11 protein-coding genes are annotated in these 17,205 nt (G+C 65.6%); 6 read left to right on the forward strand and 5 right to left on the reverse strand.

Annotated elements, in window-relative coordinates:
* Window positions 1-68 precede the first annotated feature (68 nt).
* Window positions 69-1,376, reverse strand: a complete 1,308-nt coding sequence (locus tag CI41S_RS09915; protein ID WP_139858776.1) for an MFS transporter — start codon at window positions 1,374-1,376, stop codon at window positions 69-71.
* 232 nt (window positions 1,377-1,608) lie between these two features.
* On the opposite strand from CI41S_RS09915, the gene CI41S_RS09920 reads away from it, so the two are divergent.
* From CI41S_RS09920 to CI41S_RS09940, 5 genes are all read left to right on the forward strand, one after another.
* Window positions 1,609-2,370 carry a class I SAM-dependent methyltransferase gene (locus CI41S_RS09920; protein ID WP_139858777.1) on the forward strand — a complete coding sequence of 254 codons (762 nt, stop codon included), beginning with the start codon at window positions 1,609-1,611 and terminating at the stop codon, window positions 2,368-2,370.
* 33 nt (window positions 2,371-2,403) lie between these two features.
* On the forward strand, window positions 2,404-3,057 hold the full coding sequence (locus CI41S_RS09925) for an ABC transporter ATP-binding protein (protein ID WP_139858778.1): 654 nt from the start codon (window positions 2,404-2,406) through the stop codon (window positions 3,055-3,057).
* The gene (locus CI41S_RS09930) at window positions 3,054-5,513 is read left to right on the forward strand and encodes an FtsX-like permease family protein (protein WP_139858779.1); all 2,460 of its coding nucleotides are present in this window, start codon (window positions 3,054-3,056) and stop codon (window positions 5,511-5,513) included. The genes CI41S_RS09925 and CI41S_RS09930 overlap by 4 nt, the downstream gene beginning before the upstream one ends.
* A 172-nt stretch (window positions 5,514-5,685) precedes the next feature.
* Window positions 5,686-6,795 (forward strand): lipocalin-like domain-containing protein, encoded by a 1,110-nt coding sequence (locus tag CI41S_RS09935; RefSeq protein ID WP_139858780.1) that lies wholly within the window; start codon window positions 5,686-5,688, stop codon window positions 6,793-6,795.
* A gap of 121 nt (window positions 6,796-6,916) precedes the next feature.
* Entirely contained in the window at window positions 6,917-7,306 is a 390-nt protein-coding gene (locus CI41S_RS09940) for an MAPEG family protein (protein WP_139858781.1), read from the forward strand.
* A gap of 196 nt (window positions 7,307-7,502) precedes the next feature.
* Here the strand turns inward: CI41S_RS09940 and CI41S_RS09945 are convergent, their stop codons facing one another.
* Both CI41S_RS09945 and CI41S_RS09950 read right to left on the reverse strand, forming a co-directional pair.
* Window positions 7,503-8,705, reverse strand: a complete 1,203-nt coding sequence (locus CI41S_RS09945; protein ID WP_139479761.1) for an ABC transporter substrate-binding protein — start codon at window positions 8,703-8,705, stop codon at window positions 7,503-7,505.
* A gap of 155 nt (window positions 8,706-8,860) precedes the next feature.
* Window positions 8,861-9,736, reverse strand: coding sequence for a MurR/RpiR family transcriptional regulator (locus CI41S_RS09950; RefSeq protein ID WP_244626459.1), 876 nt, complete (start codon window positions 9,734-9,736; stop codon window positions 8,861-8,863).
* A gap of 322 nt (window positions 9,737-10,058) precedes the next feature.
* On the opposite strand from CI41S_RS09950, the gene CI41S_RS09955 reads away from it, so the two are divergent.
* Entirely contained in the window at window positions 10,059-12,410 is a 2,352-nt protein-coding gene (locus CI41S_RS09955; RefSeq protein ID WP_139858782.1) for a phosphocholine-specific phospholipase C, read from the forward strand.
* A gap of 69 nt (window positions 12,411-12,479) precedes the next feature.
* Here CI41S_RS09955 and CI41S_RS09960 read toward each other — a convergent pair whose 3' ends face one another.
* Together CI41S_RS09960 and CI41S_RS09965 are read right to left on the reverse strand one after the other, a co-directional pair.
* A complete protein-coding gene (locus tag CI41S_RS09960) occupies window positions 12,480-15,653 on the reverse strand; it encodes an efflux RND transporter permease subunit (RefSeq protein WP_139479763.1) in 3,174 nt (1,057 codons plus the stop codon).
* Window positions 15,650-16,918, reverse strand: coding sequence for an efflux RND transporter periplasmic adaptor subunit (locus CI41S_RS09965; RefSeq protein ID WP_139858783.1), 1,269 nt, complete (start codon window positions 16,916-16,918; stop codon window positions 15,650-15,652). Before CI41S_RS09965 ends, CI41S_RS09960 begins: the two co-directional genes overlap by 4 nt.
* Between the last annotated feature and the right edge of the window lie 287 nt (window positions 16,919-17,205).

Raw genomic sequence — 17,205 nt, forward strand, 5'->3', positions numbered from 1 at the left:
ATCCGGGATTCTCGCAACGGAGAGACTTTCCCGGATATCGCTTCGCTCATCCGGGCTACGAGATCCGTCTACGTCGGTGACACCGCGCCCTTGATCGTGCCGCCGGCCGGCTGGGCCTCGCCGGTCAGCCGTGCGCGCTCGGTGTTCGGCCACAGCAGGAGCAGCCCGATCACGCCGGAGCCGGCCATGATCGCGGCGTTGATGGTGAAGCCCGACAGATAGCCCGCCATCGGCGTTGCGGCGTGCTGGATCACGTTGCCCATCACCATCGGCGCCAGCAGGCCGGAGATCGTGTACAGCGCGCCATAGATCGCGATGACGGCGCCGCGCTGCGACACCGGCGTGAACTCGCCGAGCATCGGCGGGCAGACGACATAGATCGAGCCGCAGAGGCCGGAGCCGACCACCAGCAGCGCGATCATCAGCCCGCCGGGCGCGACCTGCGGCAGCAGCGCGAGAATGCAGCCGCCGACGATCAGCGGCACCGAGCCGAGCACGCCGCGCGCGGCGCGGGTGGTGTAGCCGCCCGCCAGCATGACCTGCGAAATCCACCCGGTGAGCAGCACGACGGTCGCACCGAAGATCCAGGGCAGGATTGAGACGAAGCCGGCCTGCTGCTGCGAGAAGCCGAGCCCCTCGATGATGAACGAGGTGAACCAGGTGAGCCCGAGCGACAGCGCCCAATAGGCACCGAAGGTCGCAACCACGCAGCCAATGAAGGTGCGCGAGGTCAGAAGCTTCAGGTAAGGAATCCGCGGCTCGTCGGCGACGGTTGCGACCGTCGATACCAGCGGCCCCTCCTTGCCGAGCGCGAACCAGGCGACGACCCAGAGCAGGCCGACGATGCCGAGCGCGCCGAAGGCGTGATGCCAGCTGTGATTGACGATGATCCAGTTCAGCGCCGGCACCGCGAGGATCACGCCGAACGCCGAGCCCTGCGACAGGATCGCGGTCGGCAGCGTGCGCTTCTCGTCCGGAAACCATTTGTAGATCGCATGCGCAGCGACCGAGAACGCCGGTCCTTCGCCGGCGCCGAGGATAATGCGGCAGATCACCAGCGTCGTGAAGCTGACGGTACCGACCATCGGGAATTGCGCCAGCGACCAGATCACCGCGAGCACCAGCAGCACCCAGCGCGTGGCGACGCGGTTGACGATGAAGCCGACCACGATCGCCGAGATCGCGAACAGCAGGAAGAACGACGAGCCGAGGTCGCCGAACTGCTCCTGGGTCAGGCCCATTTCCGTTTTGATCGGCACGCCGGCAAGCCCGACCACGATCTTGTCCGCAAAGTTCACCACCATGAACAGGAACAGAAGGAAGGTGATTGTCCAGGCGCCCTTGGGCGTCCGCCCGGACGTCGGTTGCGTCGTCATGTTCTCGCTCCCCGTATCGTTTTTGGCTTCTGTAAGATCGGCCCCGAATAGGGATGCTAGCCACGCCTTGCCGCGTAACGCAACTACGCATTTCCACGGGCTATGCGCCGCGGCGACACAGCGACGGGTGCGCGCGGCGCTCGATCACGATCGCGTCGCCAGGCGATCGAAGCGATGATCTGACATGTCTGGGCTGCTATGCTCGACCAGCCATCAAAGCCCGGGGTTTTCCATGAACAGATCGATCCTTCGCGCGGCTGCCAGCACCACGCTCGCAGCCTTAGCGCTACTCTTCGCCGATGGCGTCCGCGCCCAAACCGGCGCGGCGCCCGACTATGCGGCGATCGTCGCCGCGCCCGACCGCAGCGATGCCGACCGCCAGACCGACCAGCGTCGCCAGCCTGCAAAGATGCTGGCGTTTGCCGGCGTCAAGCCCGGCATGACCATCCTCGACATGGAGGCGAGCGCCGGCTACAGCACCGAATTGTTGGCGCGGACCGTGGGGCCGACCGGCAAGATCTACGCCCAGGATTCCGCGGCCGTGATCGAGCGGTTCGTCAAGGACAAGTTCGACACCCGCGCCCAGAAGCCGGCGATGCAGAACGTCGTGCATGTGGTGCGCAACTACGACGACCCGATCCCGCCCGAGGTCTCGAACCTCGACATGATCACCTTCTTCTTCGCCTATCACGACATCACCTATATGGAGGTCGACCGCGCCGCGATGAACAAGAAGATGTTCGCCGCGTTGAAGCCCGGCGGCTTCCTGATCATCGCCGATCACTGCGCCAAGCCCGGCGAAGGCGTAAGCGTCGGCAAGACGCTGCACCGGATCGAGGAGGCCACGTTGAAGCAGGAGGTCGAGGCCGCCGGCTTCAAGCTGGTCGCCGAGGGCGATTTCCTGCATCATGCCGAGGACCCGAGGGACATTCCCGTCTTCAAGGCGCCCGTGCCGATCGACGAGTTTGTCCTAAAATACCAGAAGCCGCAGTGAGGCCCGGCCATCGCTTCGCCTGACCAGACCACCGTGCTCCGCGTCACCGGACTGACCAAGAGCTACCGCTCGGCGAGCGAGGACGTCGCGGTGCTGCGCGGCGTCGATCTTGCCGTCGGCGCCAGCGAGAGCGTGGCGCTGACCGGCGAATCCGGCAGCGGCAAGAGCACGCTCTTGCATCTGATCGCGGGGCTCGATGCGGCCGACGGCGGCGAAATCCGGCTCGCGGATACCGTCGTCTCCGCGCTCAACGATGCCGGCCGGGCCGAACTGCGCCGCGACCGGCTCGGCCTCGTATTCCAGCAATTCAACCTGATCCCGAGCCTGACGGTCGCGGACAATCTGGTATTCCAGTCGCGCATCGCCGGCCGCCATGATGAGGCCTGGCATGACGAACTGGTCGAGCGGCTCGGCCTCAAAACCCTGCTCAGGCGCTATCCCGAGCAATTGTCCGGCGGTCAGCAGCAGCGCGTCGCAATCGGCCGCGCGCTGGCGCCGAAACCGCTGTTGCTGCTGGCGGACGAGCCGACCGGCAATCTCGACGAGGACACCGCCGACGAGGTGCTGGCGCTGGCACGCGATCTGGTCACGCGCACCGGCTGCGGTTTTCTGATGGTCACCCACAGCGCGCGGCTCGCCGCGACGCTGGATCGCCAGGTAAATCTGCATGCTGGAGTCATAGCGTGAAGCGCGTGCTGTGGATCCTCGCGGTGCTGCTCAGCCACTGGCGGCGGCATCCGATGCAGCTTGCGACCTTGCTGATCGGGCTGATCTCGGCGACCGCGCTGTGGAGCGGCGTGCAGGCGCTGAACCAGCAGGCGCGCAACGCCTATGACCGGGCAGCGGCGACTTTTGGCGGCTCGCGCACCGCGATGCTGGTCGGCCAGGACGCCGCAACCTCCCCACAAAAGCTGTTCGTCGATCTGCGCCGCGCCGGCTGGCCGGTGTCGCCGATGCTGGAGGGCCGCATCCAGATCGACGGCCGCGGCGTGCGCCTGCTCGGCATCGAGCCGGTGACGCTGCCATCCGAGGTCGGCAATGCGCCCGCGGTCGGGCGCGGCGATTTGCTTGCCTTCGTCACGCCGCCCGGCGAGATGCTGGTGGCGCCGGAGACGCTGCGCGATCTCGGCCTCAAGGAAGGCGCGCGGCCGGAGGCGAACGGCATGACCTTGCCGCCGCTGCGCGTGCAGGGCGAGCTGACGCCCGGCGTGCTGGTCGTCGATATCGGCATCGCGCAGCAAATTCTGAAGCTGCCCGGTCAGGTCTCACGCCTGCTGGTCGGGAAGTCCAAAGCCCCGCGCGCGGCGCTGGAGAGTGTTGCCGGCGAGAAACTCCGGCTGGTCGAGCCGAACGCGGAGAGCGACCTCGAGCGCCTCACCGACAGTTTTCATCTCAACCTCACCGCATTCGGGCTGCTGTCGTTCTTCGTCGGCCTGTTCATCGTCAATTCGGCGATCGGGCTCGCGTTCGAGCAGCGGCTGCCGATGCTGCGCACACTGCGCGCCTGCGGCGTCTCGGCGCGGCTGCTCAATACCGTGCTGGTGCTCGAGCTGGTGTCGCTGGCACTGGTCGCCGGCCTGATCGGTCTGGTCTGCGGCTATTTTATTGCGGCGGCGCTGCTGCCCGACGTCGCGGCGTCCTTGCGCGGGCTCTACGGCGCGCAGATCCCGGGGCAGCTGTCGCTGAAGCCGATCTGGTGGCTCGCCGGCATCGCGATCAGCATTTTGGGCGCACTCGCCGCCGCGGCTGCGAGCCTCACCAAAGCGATCCGGATGCCGGTGCTGACCACGGCGCAGCCGCAGGCCTGGCAGCAGGCGCAGCGGCGCTGGCTGATGTTTCAGAGCGCCGCGGCGCTCGCGGTGTTTGCAATGGCCGCCGGCCTGATCCGATTCGGCGATTCCCTGATCGCCGGCTTTGCCGTGCTCGCCGCGCTGATGCTTGGCGCCGCGCTGATCCTGCCGATGGTGCTGCAGATCGCGCTCGCATTCGGCCAGCGCAGCGCGCGCAAACCGGTCGGCATCTGGTTCTGGGCCGACAGCCGCCAGCAGCTCTCCGGCCTGTCGCTGGCGCTGATGGCGCTGCTGCTCGCGCTCGCGGTCAATGTCGGCGTCGGCACCATGGTCGGCAGTTTCAACCGCACCTTCCTGGTCTGGCTCGACGGCCGCCTCGCCTCCGACGTCTACATCAATGCGGCGAGCGACGCGCAGGCGACCGAGATCAAGGCATGGCTGCGCGAGCGGCGCGAGGTCGAGGCGATCCTGCCCGGCGGCCGCGCCGACAGCCAGCTCGGCGGCGCGCCGATCGAGGTGCTCGGCCTGCCCGACCACGCGACCTATCGCGACAACTGGCCGCTGCTCGAAAGCGCCGCCAACGCCTGGGTCAGGTTGCGCCCCGGCGACACCTGCTTCGTCAGCGAGCAATTGGCGCGGCGGATGAAGCTTGCCGTCGGTGATCACATCGACGTACCCGCCCCCGGCGGCAACTGGCCGCTCGAAATCGTCGGCATCTATGCCGACTACGGCAACCCGAAGGGCCAGATCGCGGTGAACTATGCGGCGCTGACCCGGCGCTTCCCGCAGACGCCGCTGACCCGCATGGGCCTGCGCGTCGCGCCCGACAACATCGCGCCGCTGATCGCAGCGCTGCAGCAGCAATTCGGGCTCGATGATCGCAACGTCGCCGACCAGGCGACGATGAAGACCGAGTCCAAGCGGATCTTCAACCGCACCTTCTCGGTGACCTCGGCGCTGAACGCCTTCACGCTCGGCGTCGCCGGCATCGCGCTGCTGACCAGCCTGCTCACGCTGGCCAATTCGCGGCTGCCGCAGCTGGCGCCGCTGTGGGCGATCGGCCTGACGCGGCGGCGGCTCGCCGCGCTCGAGCTGCTCAAGACCATGGCGGTCGCGCTGATCACCGCGCTGTTCGCGCTGCCGCTCGGTCTGCTGGTGGCGTGGTGCCTGCTTGCGATCGTCAACGTCAAGGCGTTCGGCTGGCGGCTGCCGTTCCACGTGTTCCCGCTGCAGCTGATCGAGCTGCTCGCCGTGGCGCTGCTCGCGGCGCTCTGTGCGGCGGCGCTGCCGGTCGCTAGACTGGCCCGCATGCAGCCGGCCAGCCTGATCAGGATCTTTGTCAATGAACGCTGAGATCAGATGAGGTCGAACTGCGTCCGCGCAGGGACTCTGTTCCCTCTCCCGCTTGCGGGGGAGGGTCAGGGTGGGGGTCTCTCCGCGAGTCACATTGCGGAAGGAGCCCCCACCCGCCGCGCTGCGCGCGACGACCTCCCCCGCAAGCGGGAGAGGTGAAGCGAGGCTGCGGATGCATCGGATCAAGCCAACTGCACTCAGCGCTAGCCGCGCCCTCACGCGGCGCGCGTTCGCCGGCGGTGCGGCGGCGCTCGCGCTTGGCGGCAAGGCATTGGCGCAGGGCTTTGCCGGGCTCGGCGAGACCGCCGAGGGATTTGCGCAGGTCACGCCGGGCAAGGCATTCGCGTTTCCCGCCGATCATGGCCCGCATCCGGAGTTCCGGATCGAGTGGTGGTACGTCACGGCCAATCTCTCCGACGCGAGCGGCGCAACCTATGGCGCGCAGTGGACGCTGTTCCGCCAGGCGATGAAGCCGGGCGCAGCGGTCGAGGGCTGGGCCAACCAGCAGGTCTGGATGGGCCACGCCGCGGTGACCAGCGCCACGACGCATCGCTTCAGCGAGACGTTCGCGCGCGGCGGCATCGGGCAGGCGAATGTCGAGCCTGCGCCGTTCCAGGCCTGGATCGACGCCTGGCAGCTGCGCGGCCTCGATGGTTTCGATGCACAGCGCGTTGCCCCGCTCGAGCTGACGGCCGCGGGCGCCGACTTCGGCTACGCGCTCCGGCTCGACGCTGGTCATCCGCTGGTGCTGCAGGGCGACCGCGGCTACAGCCGCAAGTCGGATCGCGGACAGGCCTCCTATTACTACAGCCAGCCGTTCTTCAGGGCAGCCGGCCGCCTCGTCATCGAGGGCAAACCGGTCGACGTCAGCGGCCGCGCCTGGCTGGACCGCGAATGGAGCAGCCAGCCGCTCGCAGCGGACCAGACCGGCTGGGACTGGTTCTCGCTGCATCTGCCCGGCGACGAGAAGCTGATGCTGTACCGGCTGCGCCAGAAGGACGGCCGCGAGAACCTGTTCGGCAACTGGATCACGCCGGATGGCCGCTCGGCCGAGATCACCGCCGGCGGCAACAGCATCGCGCCATTGGCGATCACCGAGATCGGCGGCCGCAAGCTGCCGACCTCGTGGCGGGTCACCCTGCCCGCGCGCGGCCTCGCCATCGAGACCACGCCGCTGAACCCGACGAGCTGGATGGGAACCAGTTTTCCGTACTGGGAAGGCCCGATCCGCTTCTCCGGTAGCCACGCCGGAATCGGCTATCTTGAGCTGACGGGATACTAGCCGGAAGCTTCGCAGGACTTTCCTTGCGATCAGTAAGACGAAAAAAATCGGACCGTGTGTCACACCGCGTCCTGCCGCTCCGTCATGATATGGGACCACAGAACAAGAGGAAACGTCCGACATGTACCACTATACGGCGATCGTCACCTGCCTTGCCGTCGCACTGCATTTCTTCTTCGCGCTGCAGGTCGCGCGCGCCCGCGCGCTGTACGGCGTCAAGCTGCCGGCAATCACGGGCAATCCGGATTTCGAGCGCGTTTACCGCATCCAAATGAATACGCTGGAATGGGCGCCGATCTTCCTACCGTCGCTCTGGCTGTTCGCGATCTATATCGGCGATGCCGCCGCGGCTGCCGTCGGCGCGGTGTGGGTGATCGGCCGCATCGTGTATTTCCTCGGCTATCGCGAGGCGGTGCCGAAGCGCACCCCCGGCTTTGCCATCCAGGCGCTGGCCTGCACTGTGTTGTGGGTCGGCGCGCTCGGCGGCGCGGTGTGGCGCCTGGTGCATTGAGGGCGGGACGCATCAACACCCTCCGCCGTCATCCCGGGCTTGACCCCACAACCACAGGATCCGGTTTTGCGAACGCTGGGACCAGTGCCGTCAGCCGATATTCCTCCACGTCATTCCGGGATGGTCCGAAGGACCAGACCCGGAATCTCGAGATTCCGGGTTCGCCCTTCGGGCGCCCCGGAATGACGCTATCGCGTCACTTGGTCAGCGGGCAGCCGCTGTCCTTGACGGTGAAGAAGGCCTGGTCGCCCGGCACCACCGCGATCTGCTTGTAGTAGTCCCACGGCTTCTTCGATTCCGAGGGCTTCTTGACCTCGAACAGATAGAGGTCGTGCACCATGCGGCCGTTCGCGAGCACCTTGCCCTTGGCGAAGGCGTCGTCGACCGGCAGCTCCTTCAGCTTCGCGGCGACCGCTTCAGAGTCCTTGGTGCCGGCGGCCTTCACCGCTTTCAAATAACTCAGTGTTGCCGAATAGGTGCCGGCATGGATCATGCTCGGCATATGGCCGGTACGTTTCATGAACCGCTCGCTGAAGGCGCGCGAGGCGGCATCGTGATCCCAGTAAAAGCCTTCGGTCAGCACCAGCCCTTGCGCGGCGTCAAGCCCGAGCCCGTGCACCTCGGAGATCGTCATCAAAAGACCCGCGAGCTTCTGGCCGCCTCGCACGATGCCGAACTCGGCGGCCTGCTTGATCGAATTGGTGGTGTCGAGACCGGCATTGGCGAGCCCGATGATCTTGGCCTTCGAGCTCTGGGCCTGCAGCAGGAAGGACGAGAAGTCCGACGAATTGAGGGGGACGCGGACCTGGCCGACCACCTTGCCGCCCTTCGAGGTAACGATGTCGCTGGTGTCCTTTTCCAGCGCGTAGCCGAACGCATAGTCGGCCGTCAGAAAGAACCAGGTGTTGCCGCCGGCTTCGGTCAGCGCGCCGCCGGTACCGACCGCCAGCGCGCGGGTGTCGTAGGCCCAGTGGAAGCTGTAGGGCGTGCACGCATCGCCCGATATGCGCGAGGTCGCCGCCCCCACCACGATGTCGATCTTCTTCTTTTCCTTGGACAGCTCCTGCACCGCGAGCGCCACCGATGAGGTCGTGAGCTCGGTGATCATGTCGACGTTCTCGACCTCGTACCAGCGCCGCGCGATCGCAGTCGCAAGGTCCGGCTTGTTCTGATGGTCGGCGGTGACGATCTCGATCTTCTGTCCCAGCACCTCGCCGCCAAAATCCTCGACCGCCATCCGCGCGGCTTCGAGCGAATATTTTCCGCCGTAGTCGGCATAGACGCCGGACTGATCGTTCAGGATGCCGATCTTGACACCCTGTGCCGATGCCGGTGCCGCAAGCAACAGGCTGCATGCCGCGACGGCGGCCAAAGATCCGAACAAGTATCCCGATTTCATTGTTATGGTCTCCCCACAGTTTCTATCAGGAAAAAATCGGCGCGAGACTATTTTATAACCCTGCGCCTGCCCATCTATTTCGGCTCAGCCAATAGTATGGGCTTGATGGTGTCATTTTCGGGGGCGGGGTGCCAACTCAGGCTTGAGGCCGCAGATCAAAAGCGCTTCTCGGAAAGAATACGCGCGACGTGTTGAAGTCTCTCGACCGAGCGCTCGGTGTGGGTCAGCGCACAACAGCTGACCAAGGTATCGATAATGGCGAGCTGAGCGACGCGGCTGCTCATCGCTTCGGGCCGATAACGCGTTTCGTTTGCGACAGTATAGAGCAGAACGTCGCAATGGGCCGCGAGCGGCGATTTGCCGAGCCGGGTGATGCCGATCGTCCGGGCGCCGGCTTCCCGCGCCAATTGGGTGGCGAGCACCGTCTCGACCGTACTGCCGGAGTGCGACACCGTGACGGTCGCAACCGTCGGGCCGGTCATGCCCGCGCTGACCGCCTGGACATGGGAATCGACGACGGCGCTCGCCGAGAGCCCCAGCTGCAGCAACCGATAGGACAGGTCCTGCGCAATAGGCGCCGAACTTCCGATGCCATAAATCTCGATTCTCTGCGCTTCGTTCAACATGCTCGTCGCCTGCGCCAGGGATTCCATCGACAGCAGACGGCGTGTCTCGTGCAGCGAAGCCGCGTGAGCGGCAAAGATGTGGTCCGTGACGGTCGCGGGATCATCGCCCTGATGCAAATTCTCCTGAATCAGCTGAACCGGCTCGATGAGATCGCGCGCCAGAAGGATCTTCAGCTCCTGAAATCCGCGAACGCCCACCCGCCGGCAGAACGAAACGATCGTGCCTTCGCTGACATCGCATGCCTCGGCAACCTCGGTGATCGACATGTGAATAAAGGACTCGGGCTGTCCGATGATCCGCGCGGCGATCTGCCCGGCTTTCGGAGGAAGATCAGCCTGCAGTTCCCGAATCCGGGACAGGACGGCGTTCACGGATTGCCCTGGATCGACGTTCAAGCGCTTCACCGCCCCCCTCGCACGCGATGTGGGAGTCCATTGAATTGGCTATCGGCAGCATGAAACTGCAGTGCCGGTCGCGCTGTCTCTGTCATTCCACCTTCCTGCCGTTCACCGTCTGCATCTCATCCTGATCACCGGAAAAAATCACGAGCTGGTCGCCCGCGGCGCCATCAAACCTATACACTGAAAAAAACTCATAATGGAGGATCTGAAAAATAAATTATTCACACCCGCGTCAAATCGCCTTGCTACGCCTCGTCCGCCTGCGCGGGGCGCCAAGCCAGTGCCGCGCGATCACTCCTTCATCTCAAGAAAAGGTCGACACAGGATGACAACACGTCGCGATTTTCTGGCGGGCGCTGCGGCGGCAGCTGCCTTCACCAGCATCAACCGGGCGCTCGCCATTCCGGCGGCGCGCCGGACCGGCACCATCATGGACGTCAAGCACATCGTGATCCTGATGCAGGAGAACCGCTCGTTCGACCACTATTTCGGTACGATGCGTGGCGTGCGCGGCTTCGGCGATCGCTTCCCCATTCCGCTCGAAACCGGCAAGGACGTGTGGTTTCAATCCGATGGGACGCGTGAAATTCCGCCTTACCATCGCGACTCCGCCACCAGCAACGCGCTGGTCGGATACGGCACGCCGCACTCGTTCGGCGACAGTCAGGCCGCGTGGAACCAGGGCAAGATGGGCTTGTGGCCCAAGTACAAGACCCAGTACGCGATGGGCCACTTCCAGCGCGAGGACATCCCGTTCCAGTTTGCCCTCGCTGAGGCGTTCACGATCTGCGACGCCTATCACTGCTCCATCACGACCGGCACCGACCCGAACCGGATCGTGTTCTGGTCGGGCTCCAACTTCAATCCGGCGCTGCGCGCGCAGGGCATCAACTGCACGACGAACGACTCCGAGCCCAACAACAACCGCTGCTGGCCCAACCCGTCCAAATGGGTGGCCGGCCTGCCGCAGCCTCAGCCGACCTACAAGTATGTCGGCAGCGACTTCAACTGGCCGACGCTCCCCGACCTGCTGCAGCAGGCCGGCGTCAGCTGGCACATCTACCAGGACATGAACGACAACTGGACCGGCGCGATGAACGGCTGCCTGGCGTTCTCCAGCTTCCGCCACGCACAGCCGGGTGATCCCAACTATCTGCACGGCCTGACCGGTGGTCCGGACTATCTCGCGAAATTCAAGGCCGACGTGATGAGCGGAAACCTGCCCCAGGTGTCGTGGATCCTGCCGACGCAGGCCAACTCCGAGCATCCCGGCGGCGGCAGCCCGACCCGCGCCGGCAACTTCACCGACCAGGTGCTGGACGCGTTGACCTCCAACCCCGAGGTCTGGAGCCAGACGGTCTTCTTGCTGACATTCGACGAGAACGACGGCTTCTTCGACCACCTGCCGGCACCGGCGGTGCCGTCCTACGACATCGACGGCAATCTGATGGGCAAGGCCACCATGCCGCTCGCCGGCGAGTATTTCTCCAACACGGTCGGCAACGTGCTGACCGCCACCGACACGGTCAGCGGCAACATCCGCCCGTGGGGCCTCAGTGCACGCGTGCCGATGTACGTCGTGTCGCCATGGAGCAAGGGCGGCTGGGTCAATTCGCAGGTCTTCGACCACACCTCGGTCGGGCGCTTCCTCGAGAAGCGGTTCGGCATCAAGGTGGACTCCATCAGCCCCTGGCACCGCGCCATTTCGGGCGACCTCACGACGGCTTTCGACTTCGCGCGTCCCAACGATCCCCGCTTCCCTGACTTGCCCGACCAGAGCAACTGGCAGGCCTCGGATACGCACCAGAAGACACTGCCCGCCCCCACGGCTCCGGCCACGCCTCAGCCGTTGTTCCAGGAAACCGGCGTGCGCTTCTCCCGCGCGCTGCCCTACATCCTGCACGCCAACGCGCATGTTGACGTCAACAAGGGCAAGGTCAGGCTCCTGTTCGCCAACACCGGCTTCGAAGGCGCCGTGTTCCACGTCTACGACAAGACGCACCTTGCTCGTATTCCGAAGCGGTACACCGTCGAGGCCGGCCAGATGCTGGACGACGAATGGGCAATCGGCGCCGACGGCCAGTATGATCTTTGGGTGCTCGCTCCCAATGGCTTCCACCGTCACTTCTCAGGCAACATCAGCACGATGCGGCCCAAGAACGAGCCCAACCCCGAAATCTTCGTCGGCTACAATATCCACGACGGCGGCGTGCATCTGCAGCTCCGCAACGACGGCAACAGCCACCTCCGCTTCACGGTGAAGTCCAACAAGATCTACGGTCCGTTGGTTGCCGTGAGCGCCGCGGTATCCGCCGCGACGCAGCCGGAGTCTCCCGGCTTCGGTCCGCGTCCCGGCGTCCAGCCGGTCGGAGTCGGCCCGGTGCCAGGTTTCCGGAAGGCCCCCGACCTTTCGGCAGCCGGCTTCGGCTTCAATCCGTCGGTCTTCTTCCCTGGACCGGACGTTGGCGGCGGTGCCCGCACGTCGTGGGATGTCAAGGTGCCTGCTTCCGGCCAGCCGAGAGAGCTGTATTGGAATCTGCGCACCACGGGCGGCTGGTACGACTTCGTCATCACCAGCGACTCGGACAGCAATCTCTATCGGCGCGTGGCCGGCCATGTCGAAACCGGCCGGGCATCGGTGAGCGATCCCGGCATGGGCATCGCCGACCAGTTCTAGAGCTTAGTCTCAAAAAGATGCGGATGGATTCCGGGGGCACGCCCCCGGAATCACGTTGGAAAGGTTCGCTCACCCGGCCGCGGCCGCGGTGGTCTGATCCTTCTTGCCCTCGTTCTTTCCTTCGGCGAGGTTGCGCACCACCATGTAGAAGATCGGCGTGAAGATCAGGCCGAATAGCGTGACGCCGAGCATGCCGAAGAACACGGCAACGCCGACCGCCTGGCGCATTTCCGAGCCCGAGCCGGTCGACACCACCAGCGGCAGCACGCCGAGGATGAAGGCGAACGACGTCATCAGGATCGGCCGCAAGCGCAGGCGACAGGCCTCGATCACCGCCTCCAGCCGCGACCTGCCCTCGAGTTCGATGTCGCGCGCGAACTCGACGATCAGGATCGCGTTCTTGGCGGCAAGCCCCACCAGCACCACGAAGCCGATCTGGGTCAGGATGTTGACGTCCTGGCCCATGATGCGCACGCCGATGGTGGCCGCGAACAGGCACATCGGCACGATCAGGATCACCGCGAACGGCAGCGTCCAGCTGCCATATTGCGCGGCCAGCACCAGATAGACGAACAGCACGCAGATCGGGAACACGTAGAGGCCGGCATTGCCGCCGGTCACCTGCTGATAGGACAAATCCGTCCATTCGAAGGAGAAGCCCGACGGCAAGGTCTGGTCGGCGAGTTGCTTGATGGTGTTGAGCGCCGTCGTCGAGCTCACCCCCGGCCCAGGCTCACCCTGCAGCTCGGACGCCGAATAGAGATTGTAGCGCGCGACGCGGTCGGGTCCCGAGATGTCCTTGAAGTCCACGACGCTGCCGAGCATCACCATGTCGCCGGCGGCGTTGCGGGTGCGCAGCCGTGACAGATCGGGGCTGTCCTTCCGGAACGGCTGATCGGCCTGCGCGGTGACGTGATAGGTGCGGCCGAACAGGTTGAAGTCGTTGACGTAGGTCGAGCCGAAATAGGTCTGGATCGTGTCGTTGATGTTGGCGATCGGTACCCCGAGCTTCTGCGCCTTGACGCGATCGATGTCGACGAACAGCTGCGGCGTATTGGCGGAGTACGGCGAGAACACCGAGGTGAGGCTCGGTGACTTGCGCGCGGCGTTCACCAACTCGTCGGTCGCGGCCGCCAGCAGCTCGGGACCGCGCCCCTGCCGATCCTGAACGCGAATGGTGAAGCCGCCGCCGGTGCCGATGCCCGGCACCGCAGGCGGCGGAATGACGATGATGAAAGCGCCCTGGATCACCGACAGCCGCTTGCGCAATTCAGCCGTGATGGCGTTCGCCGTCAGCCCCTTCTTCAGCCGCGCCTCCGGCTCGTCGAACACCGGGAACAGGGCCGCGGCATTGCCCGCCTGGGTGCGCGTCGCGCCGGAGAAGCCGGCGAAGGCCGCGACGCGGACGATACCCGGCGTATCCAGTGCGATCCGCTCGATCTCGCGCACCACCGCCGTGGTCCGCGCCAGCGACGCGGCACCGGGCAGCTGCGCCGAGATGATCACGTAGCCGCGATCCTGGGCCGGAATGAAGCCCTGCGGAGTGGTGGCGAGCAGCCAGCCCGCACTGCCGATCAGCACCAGGTAGATCGCGACCATCACCACGGTATGCCGGATCACGAAGTCGGCGGCGGCCGCGTAGCCGTGCGCCAGGCGGTCGAAGATGCGGTTGAACACCCCGGTAAAACTGTCCCAGCCGCGCGCGATGATGTTCCAGCGCGCCGGCGGCCGCTTCTCCTCATGCGGCACCAGGATCTGCGAGGCCAGCGCCGGCGACAGCGTCAGCGAGCAGAAGCAGGAGATCGCGGTCGCAACCGCAATGGTGACCGCAAATTGCTGGAAGAACTGCCCGGAGATGCCGCCGAGGAACGCGGTCGGCACGAACACCGCGCACAGCACCAGCGCGATCGAGACCAGCGCGCCGCCGACCTCCTCCATGGTCTTCAGCGCAGCTTCACGCCGGCTCATGCCGTGTTCGAGATGCCGCTCGACATTCTCCACCACGACGATGGCGTCGTCGACCACGATGCCGACCGCCAGCACGAGGCCGAACAACGTCAGATTGTTGATCGAGAAGCCGAGCGCGGCCATCACCGCGAAGGTGCCGACCAGCGACACCGGGATCGCGATGATCGGGATGATCGCGGGCCGCCAGCCCTGCAAGAACACCAGCACCACGATGACGACGAGCGCCATCGCCTCGTAGATCGTCTTGATCAGCTCATGCACCGATTGGGCGATGAACTCGGTCGGGTTGTAGCCGATATTGTAGTCGAGCCCCTTCGGGAAAGAGGTCTTGAGCTGCGCCATCGTGTCGGAGATGTGCTTGGCGGTGGCCAGCGCGTTCGAACCTGGCCGCTGCGTTACCAAGAGCGCGACGGCCGATTTGCGCAGCAGGAAACTGTTGGTGGCGTAGGACAGCGCACCGAGCTCGACGCGGGCGACGTCGCGCAGCCGCACGGTGCGGCCGTCGGAGCCGGCCTTCACCACGATGTCCTCGAATTGCCTGATGTCCTTCAGGCGGCCGGTGAAGACGAGGTTCGGCTGGAATGCGCGATCGGCGATCGGCGGCTCCGCGATCTGTCCGCCCGCGATCTGCAGGTTCTGCGCCCGGATCGCCGCCAGCACCTCGCCCGAGGTCAGGCCGAGATTCGCAATCCGGTCAGGGTCGAGCCACAGCCGCATCGAGTAGTCGCGGGCGCCGAACATCTGGATGTCGCCGACGCCGTCGATCCGCAAGAGCTGGTCGCGGACCTGCAGCAGCGCGTAGTTCGAGATGTAGAGCTGGTCGAACGTGTCGTCGGGCGACAGCATGAACACGACCATCAGGATGTCGGGCGAGTTCTTGCGAGTGACGACGCCGTTGCGCTGCACCTCTTCAGGCAGCCGCGGCTGCGCGATCGCGACGCGGTTCTGCACCAGCACCTGGGCCTTGTCGAGATCGGTGCCGAGCTTGAAGGTGACGGTGATGGTGAGCTGGCCGTTCGAGGTCGCCTGGCTGTAGAGATACAGCATGTCCTCGACGCCGTTGATCTCCTGCTCGATCGGGGCCGCGACGGTGTCGGAGACAGTCTGCGCCGAGGCGCCCGGATATTGCGTGGTGACCGTGACGGTCGGCGGCACCACTTGCGGATATTCCGAGACCGGCAGCGTCTGGTAGGCGATCGCGCCGACGATCAGCAGCACGATCGACAGCACCATCGCCAGGATGGGCTGGTTGATGGAAAGCCTTCCGAGATTCATGGCTTGGCACCCGCCGCGGGCTTGTCACCTGCCGGAGCGGCCGGCGCTTTATCCCCTGCGGGAGCCTGCGCCATCTTCGGCGTCACCTTGGCGCCGACGCGGGCGCGCTGCAGCCCGTCCACGATGACGTGGTCCTCGGCCTTGAGGCCCTCGCGGATCACGCGCAGGCCTTCATCGAGCGGCCCGAGCACGACCGGCCTCGCCTCCACCGTGTTGTCGTCCTTGACCACGAACACGATCTTGCGCGACTGGTCGGTGGCGATGGCGGTATCGGGAATCAGCAGCGCCTCGTAAGGCGAGGAGCCGACGATGCGGACGCGGCCGAACTGCCCGGGCAGCACCGACAGATCCTTGTTCGGGATGATTGCGCGGCTGCGCAGCGTCGCGGTCGAGACGTCGAGGCGGTTGTCGAGGAAGTCCATCTTGCCCTCGTGCGAGGGCTTGGTCTCGCCGGTCAGGGTCACTTGCACCGGGTTCGGCGTGTCGCGCGAGCTCGGCCGCTTGCCTTCGAACCAGAGCCGGCTGTTGCGCTGATAGGTCGTCTCGTCGACGTCGAAATAGATGTAGATCGGATCCAGCGACACGATCGAGGTCAACAGCGTCGAGCCGCCCTCGCTGCCCTGCACGAGATTGCCCGGCGTGACGAGATGCCGGCTGACGCGGCCGGTGATCGGCGCCAGCACATGGGTGAATTCGACATTGAGCTGGGCGGCCTTCAGCGCACCTTCGGCCTGGGTTTCGGCGGCGCGCGCCGCCTGCAAGGCCTGACGGCGCTGGTCGACGACCTGTTCGGAAACCGCGCTGGTCTGCACCAGGTTGAGGCCGCGCTCGAGATCGCGCTTGGCAAGCTCCCCCTTGGCGCGTGCGTCGGCGAGTTGACCTTCGGCCTGCAGCACGACGGCCTCGAACGGGCGCGGATCGATGATGTAGAGCAAATCGCCGGCCTTGACGATCGCACCGTCCTTGAACTCGACGCTGTTGACGAAGCCGCCGACGCGGGCGCGGACCTGAACCTCCTCGATCGCCTCGAAGCGGCCGGTGAACTCGTCCCAATCGGTGACGGTGCGCTTGACCGGCTGGGCCACGGTGACGGGCGGCGCCGGCGGCGCGGCCGCCTGCGATTGCGCCTTGTCCTCGCAGCCGCCGAGCGCCAGCGCGGCCAGCAGGCCGATCGGCACAAGGCCGCGTGATACGTAACGGCGGAGCGAATCACGCTCGACGCCGGTCCCTGGAGCCGGATACTCCGTTTTGCCAATCAAGCTCATTCCGTCTCCCCAACGACGTCGCAAATAAAATTGCCGTGATTCAACCCGGATGGACCGCCGTGATGTAACCGCGGCGGACGTCACAGATGTAACCGCTTCCCAGTCTGTTCAAGATGGCCGCCGGATCAAGCTAATAGTTTCGTAGTCTGAGAGCCTTACGACGTAATCGCGAAGCCGGGACGACGGGAACAGGCAGCAACGCTGGCCTATCAGGCCGGCAGGTTCATGTCCTGGTTTGCGGCGGGGACAATCACAGAGCGAGTAGCTGACATATATTTGTCATGACC

The sequence above is a fragment of the Bradyrhizobium ivorense genome, from assembly GCF_900696085.1.
GTDB lineage: Bacteria > Pseudomonadota > Alphaproteobacteria > Rhizobiales > Xanthobacteraceae > Bradyrhizobium > Bradyrhizobium ivorense.

Coding starts and splice junctions, on each gene's coding strand:
- CI41S_RS09915 (WP_139858776.1), bottom strand. CDS start 1,376: ATGACGACGCAACCGACGTCCGGGCGGACGCCCAAGGGCGCCTGGACA.
- CI41S_RS09920 (WP_139858777.1), top strand. CDS start 1,609: ATGAACAGATCGATCCTTCGCGCGGCTGCCAGCACCACGCTCGCAGCC.
- CI41S_RS09935 (WP_139858780.1), top strand. CDS start 5,686: ATGCATCGGATCAAGCCAACTGCACTCAGCGCTAGCCGCGCCCTCACG.
- CI41S_RS09940 (WP_139858781.1), top strand. CDS start 6,917: ATGTACCACTATACGGCGATCGTCACCTGCCTTGCCGTCGCACTGCAT.
- CI41S_RS09945 (WP_139479761.1), bottom strand. CDS start 8,705: ATGAAATCGGGATACTTGTTCGGATCTTTGGCCGCCGTCGCGGCATGC.
- CI41S_RS09955 (WP_139858782.1), top strand. CDS start 10,059: ATGACAACACGTCGCGATTTTCTGGCGGGCGCTGCGGCGGCAGCTGCC.
- CI41S_RS09960 (WP_139479763.1), bottom strand. CDS start 15,653: ATGAATCTCGGAAGGCTTTCCATCAACCAGCCCATCCTGGCGATGGTG.
- CI41S_RS09965 (WP_139858783.1), bottom strand. CDS start 16,918: ATGAGCTTGATTGGCAAAACGGAGTATCCGGCTCCAGGGACCGGCGTC.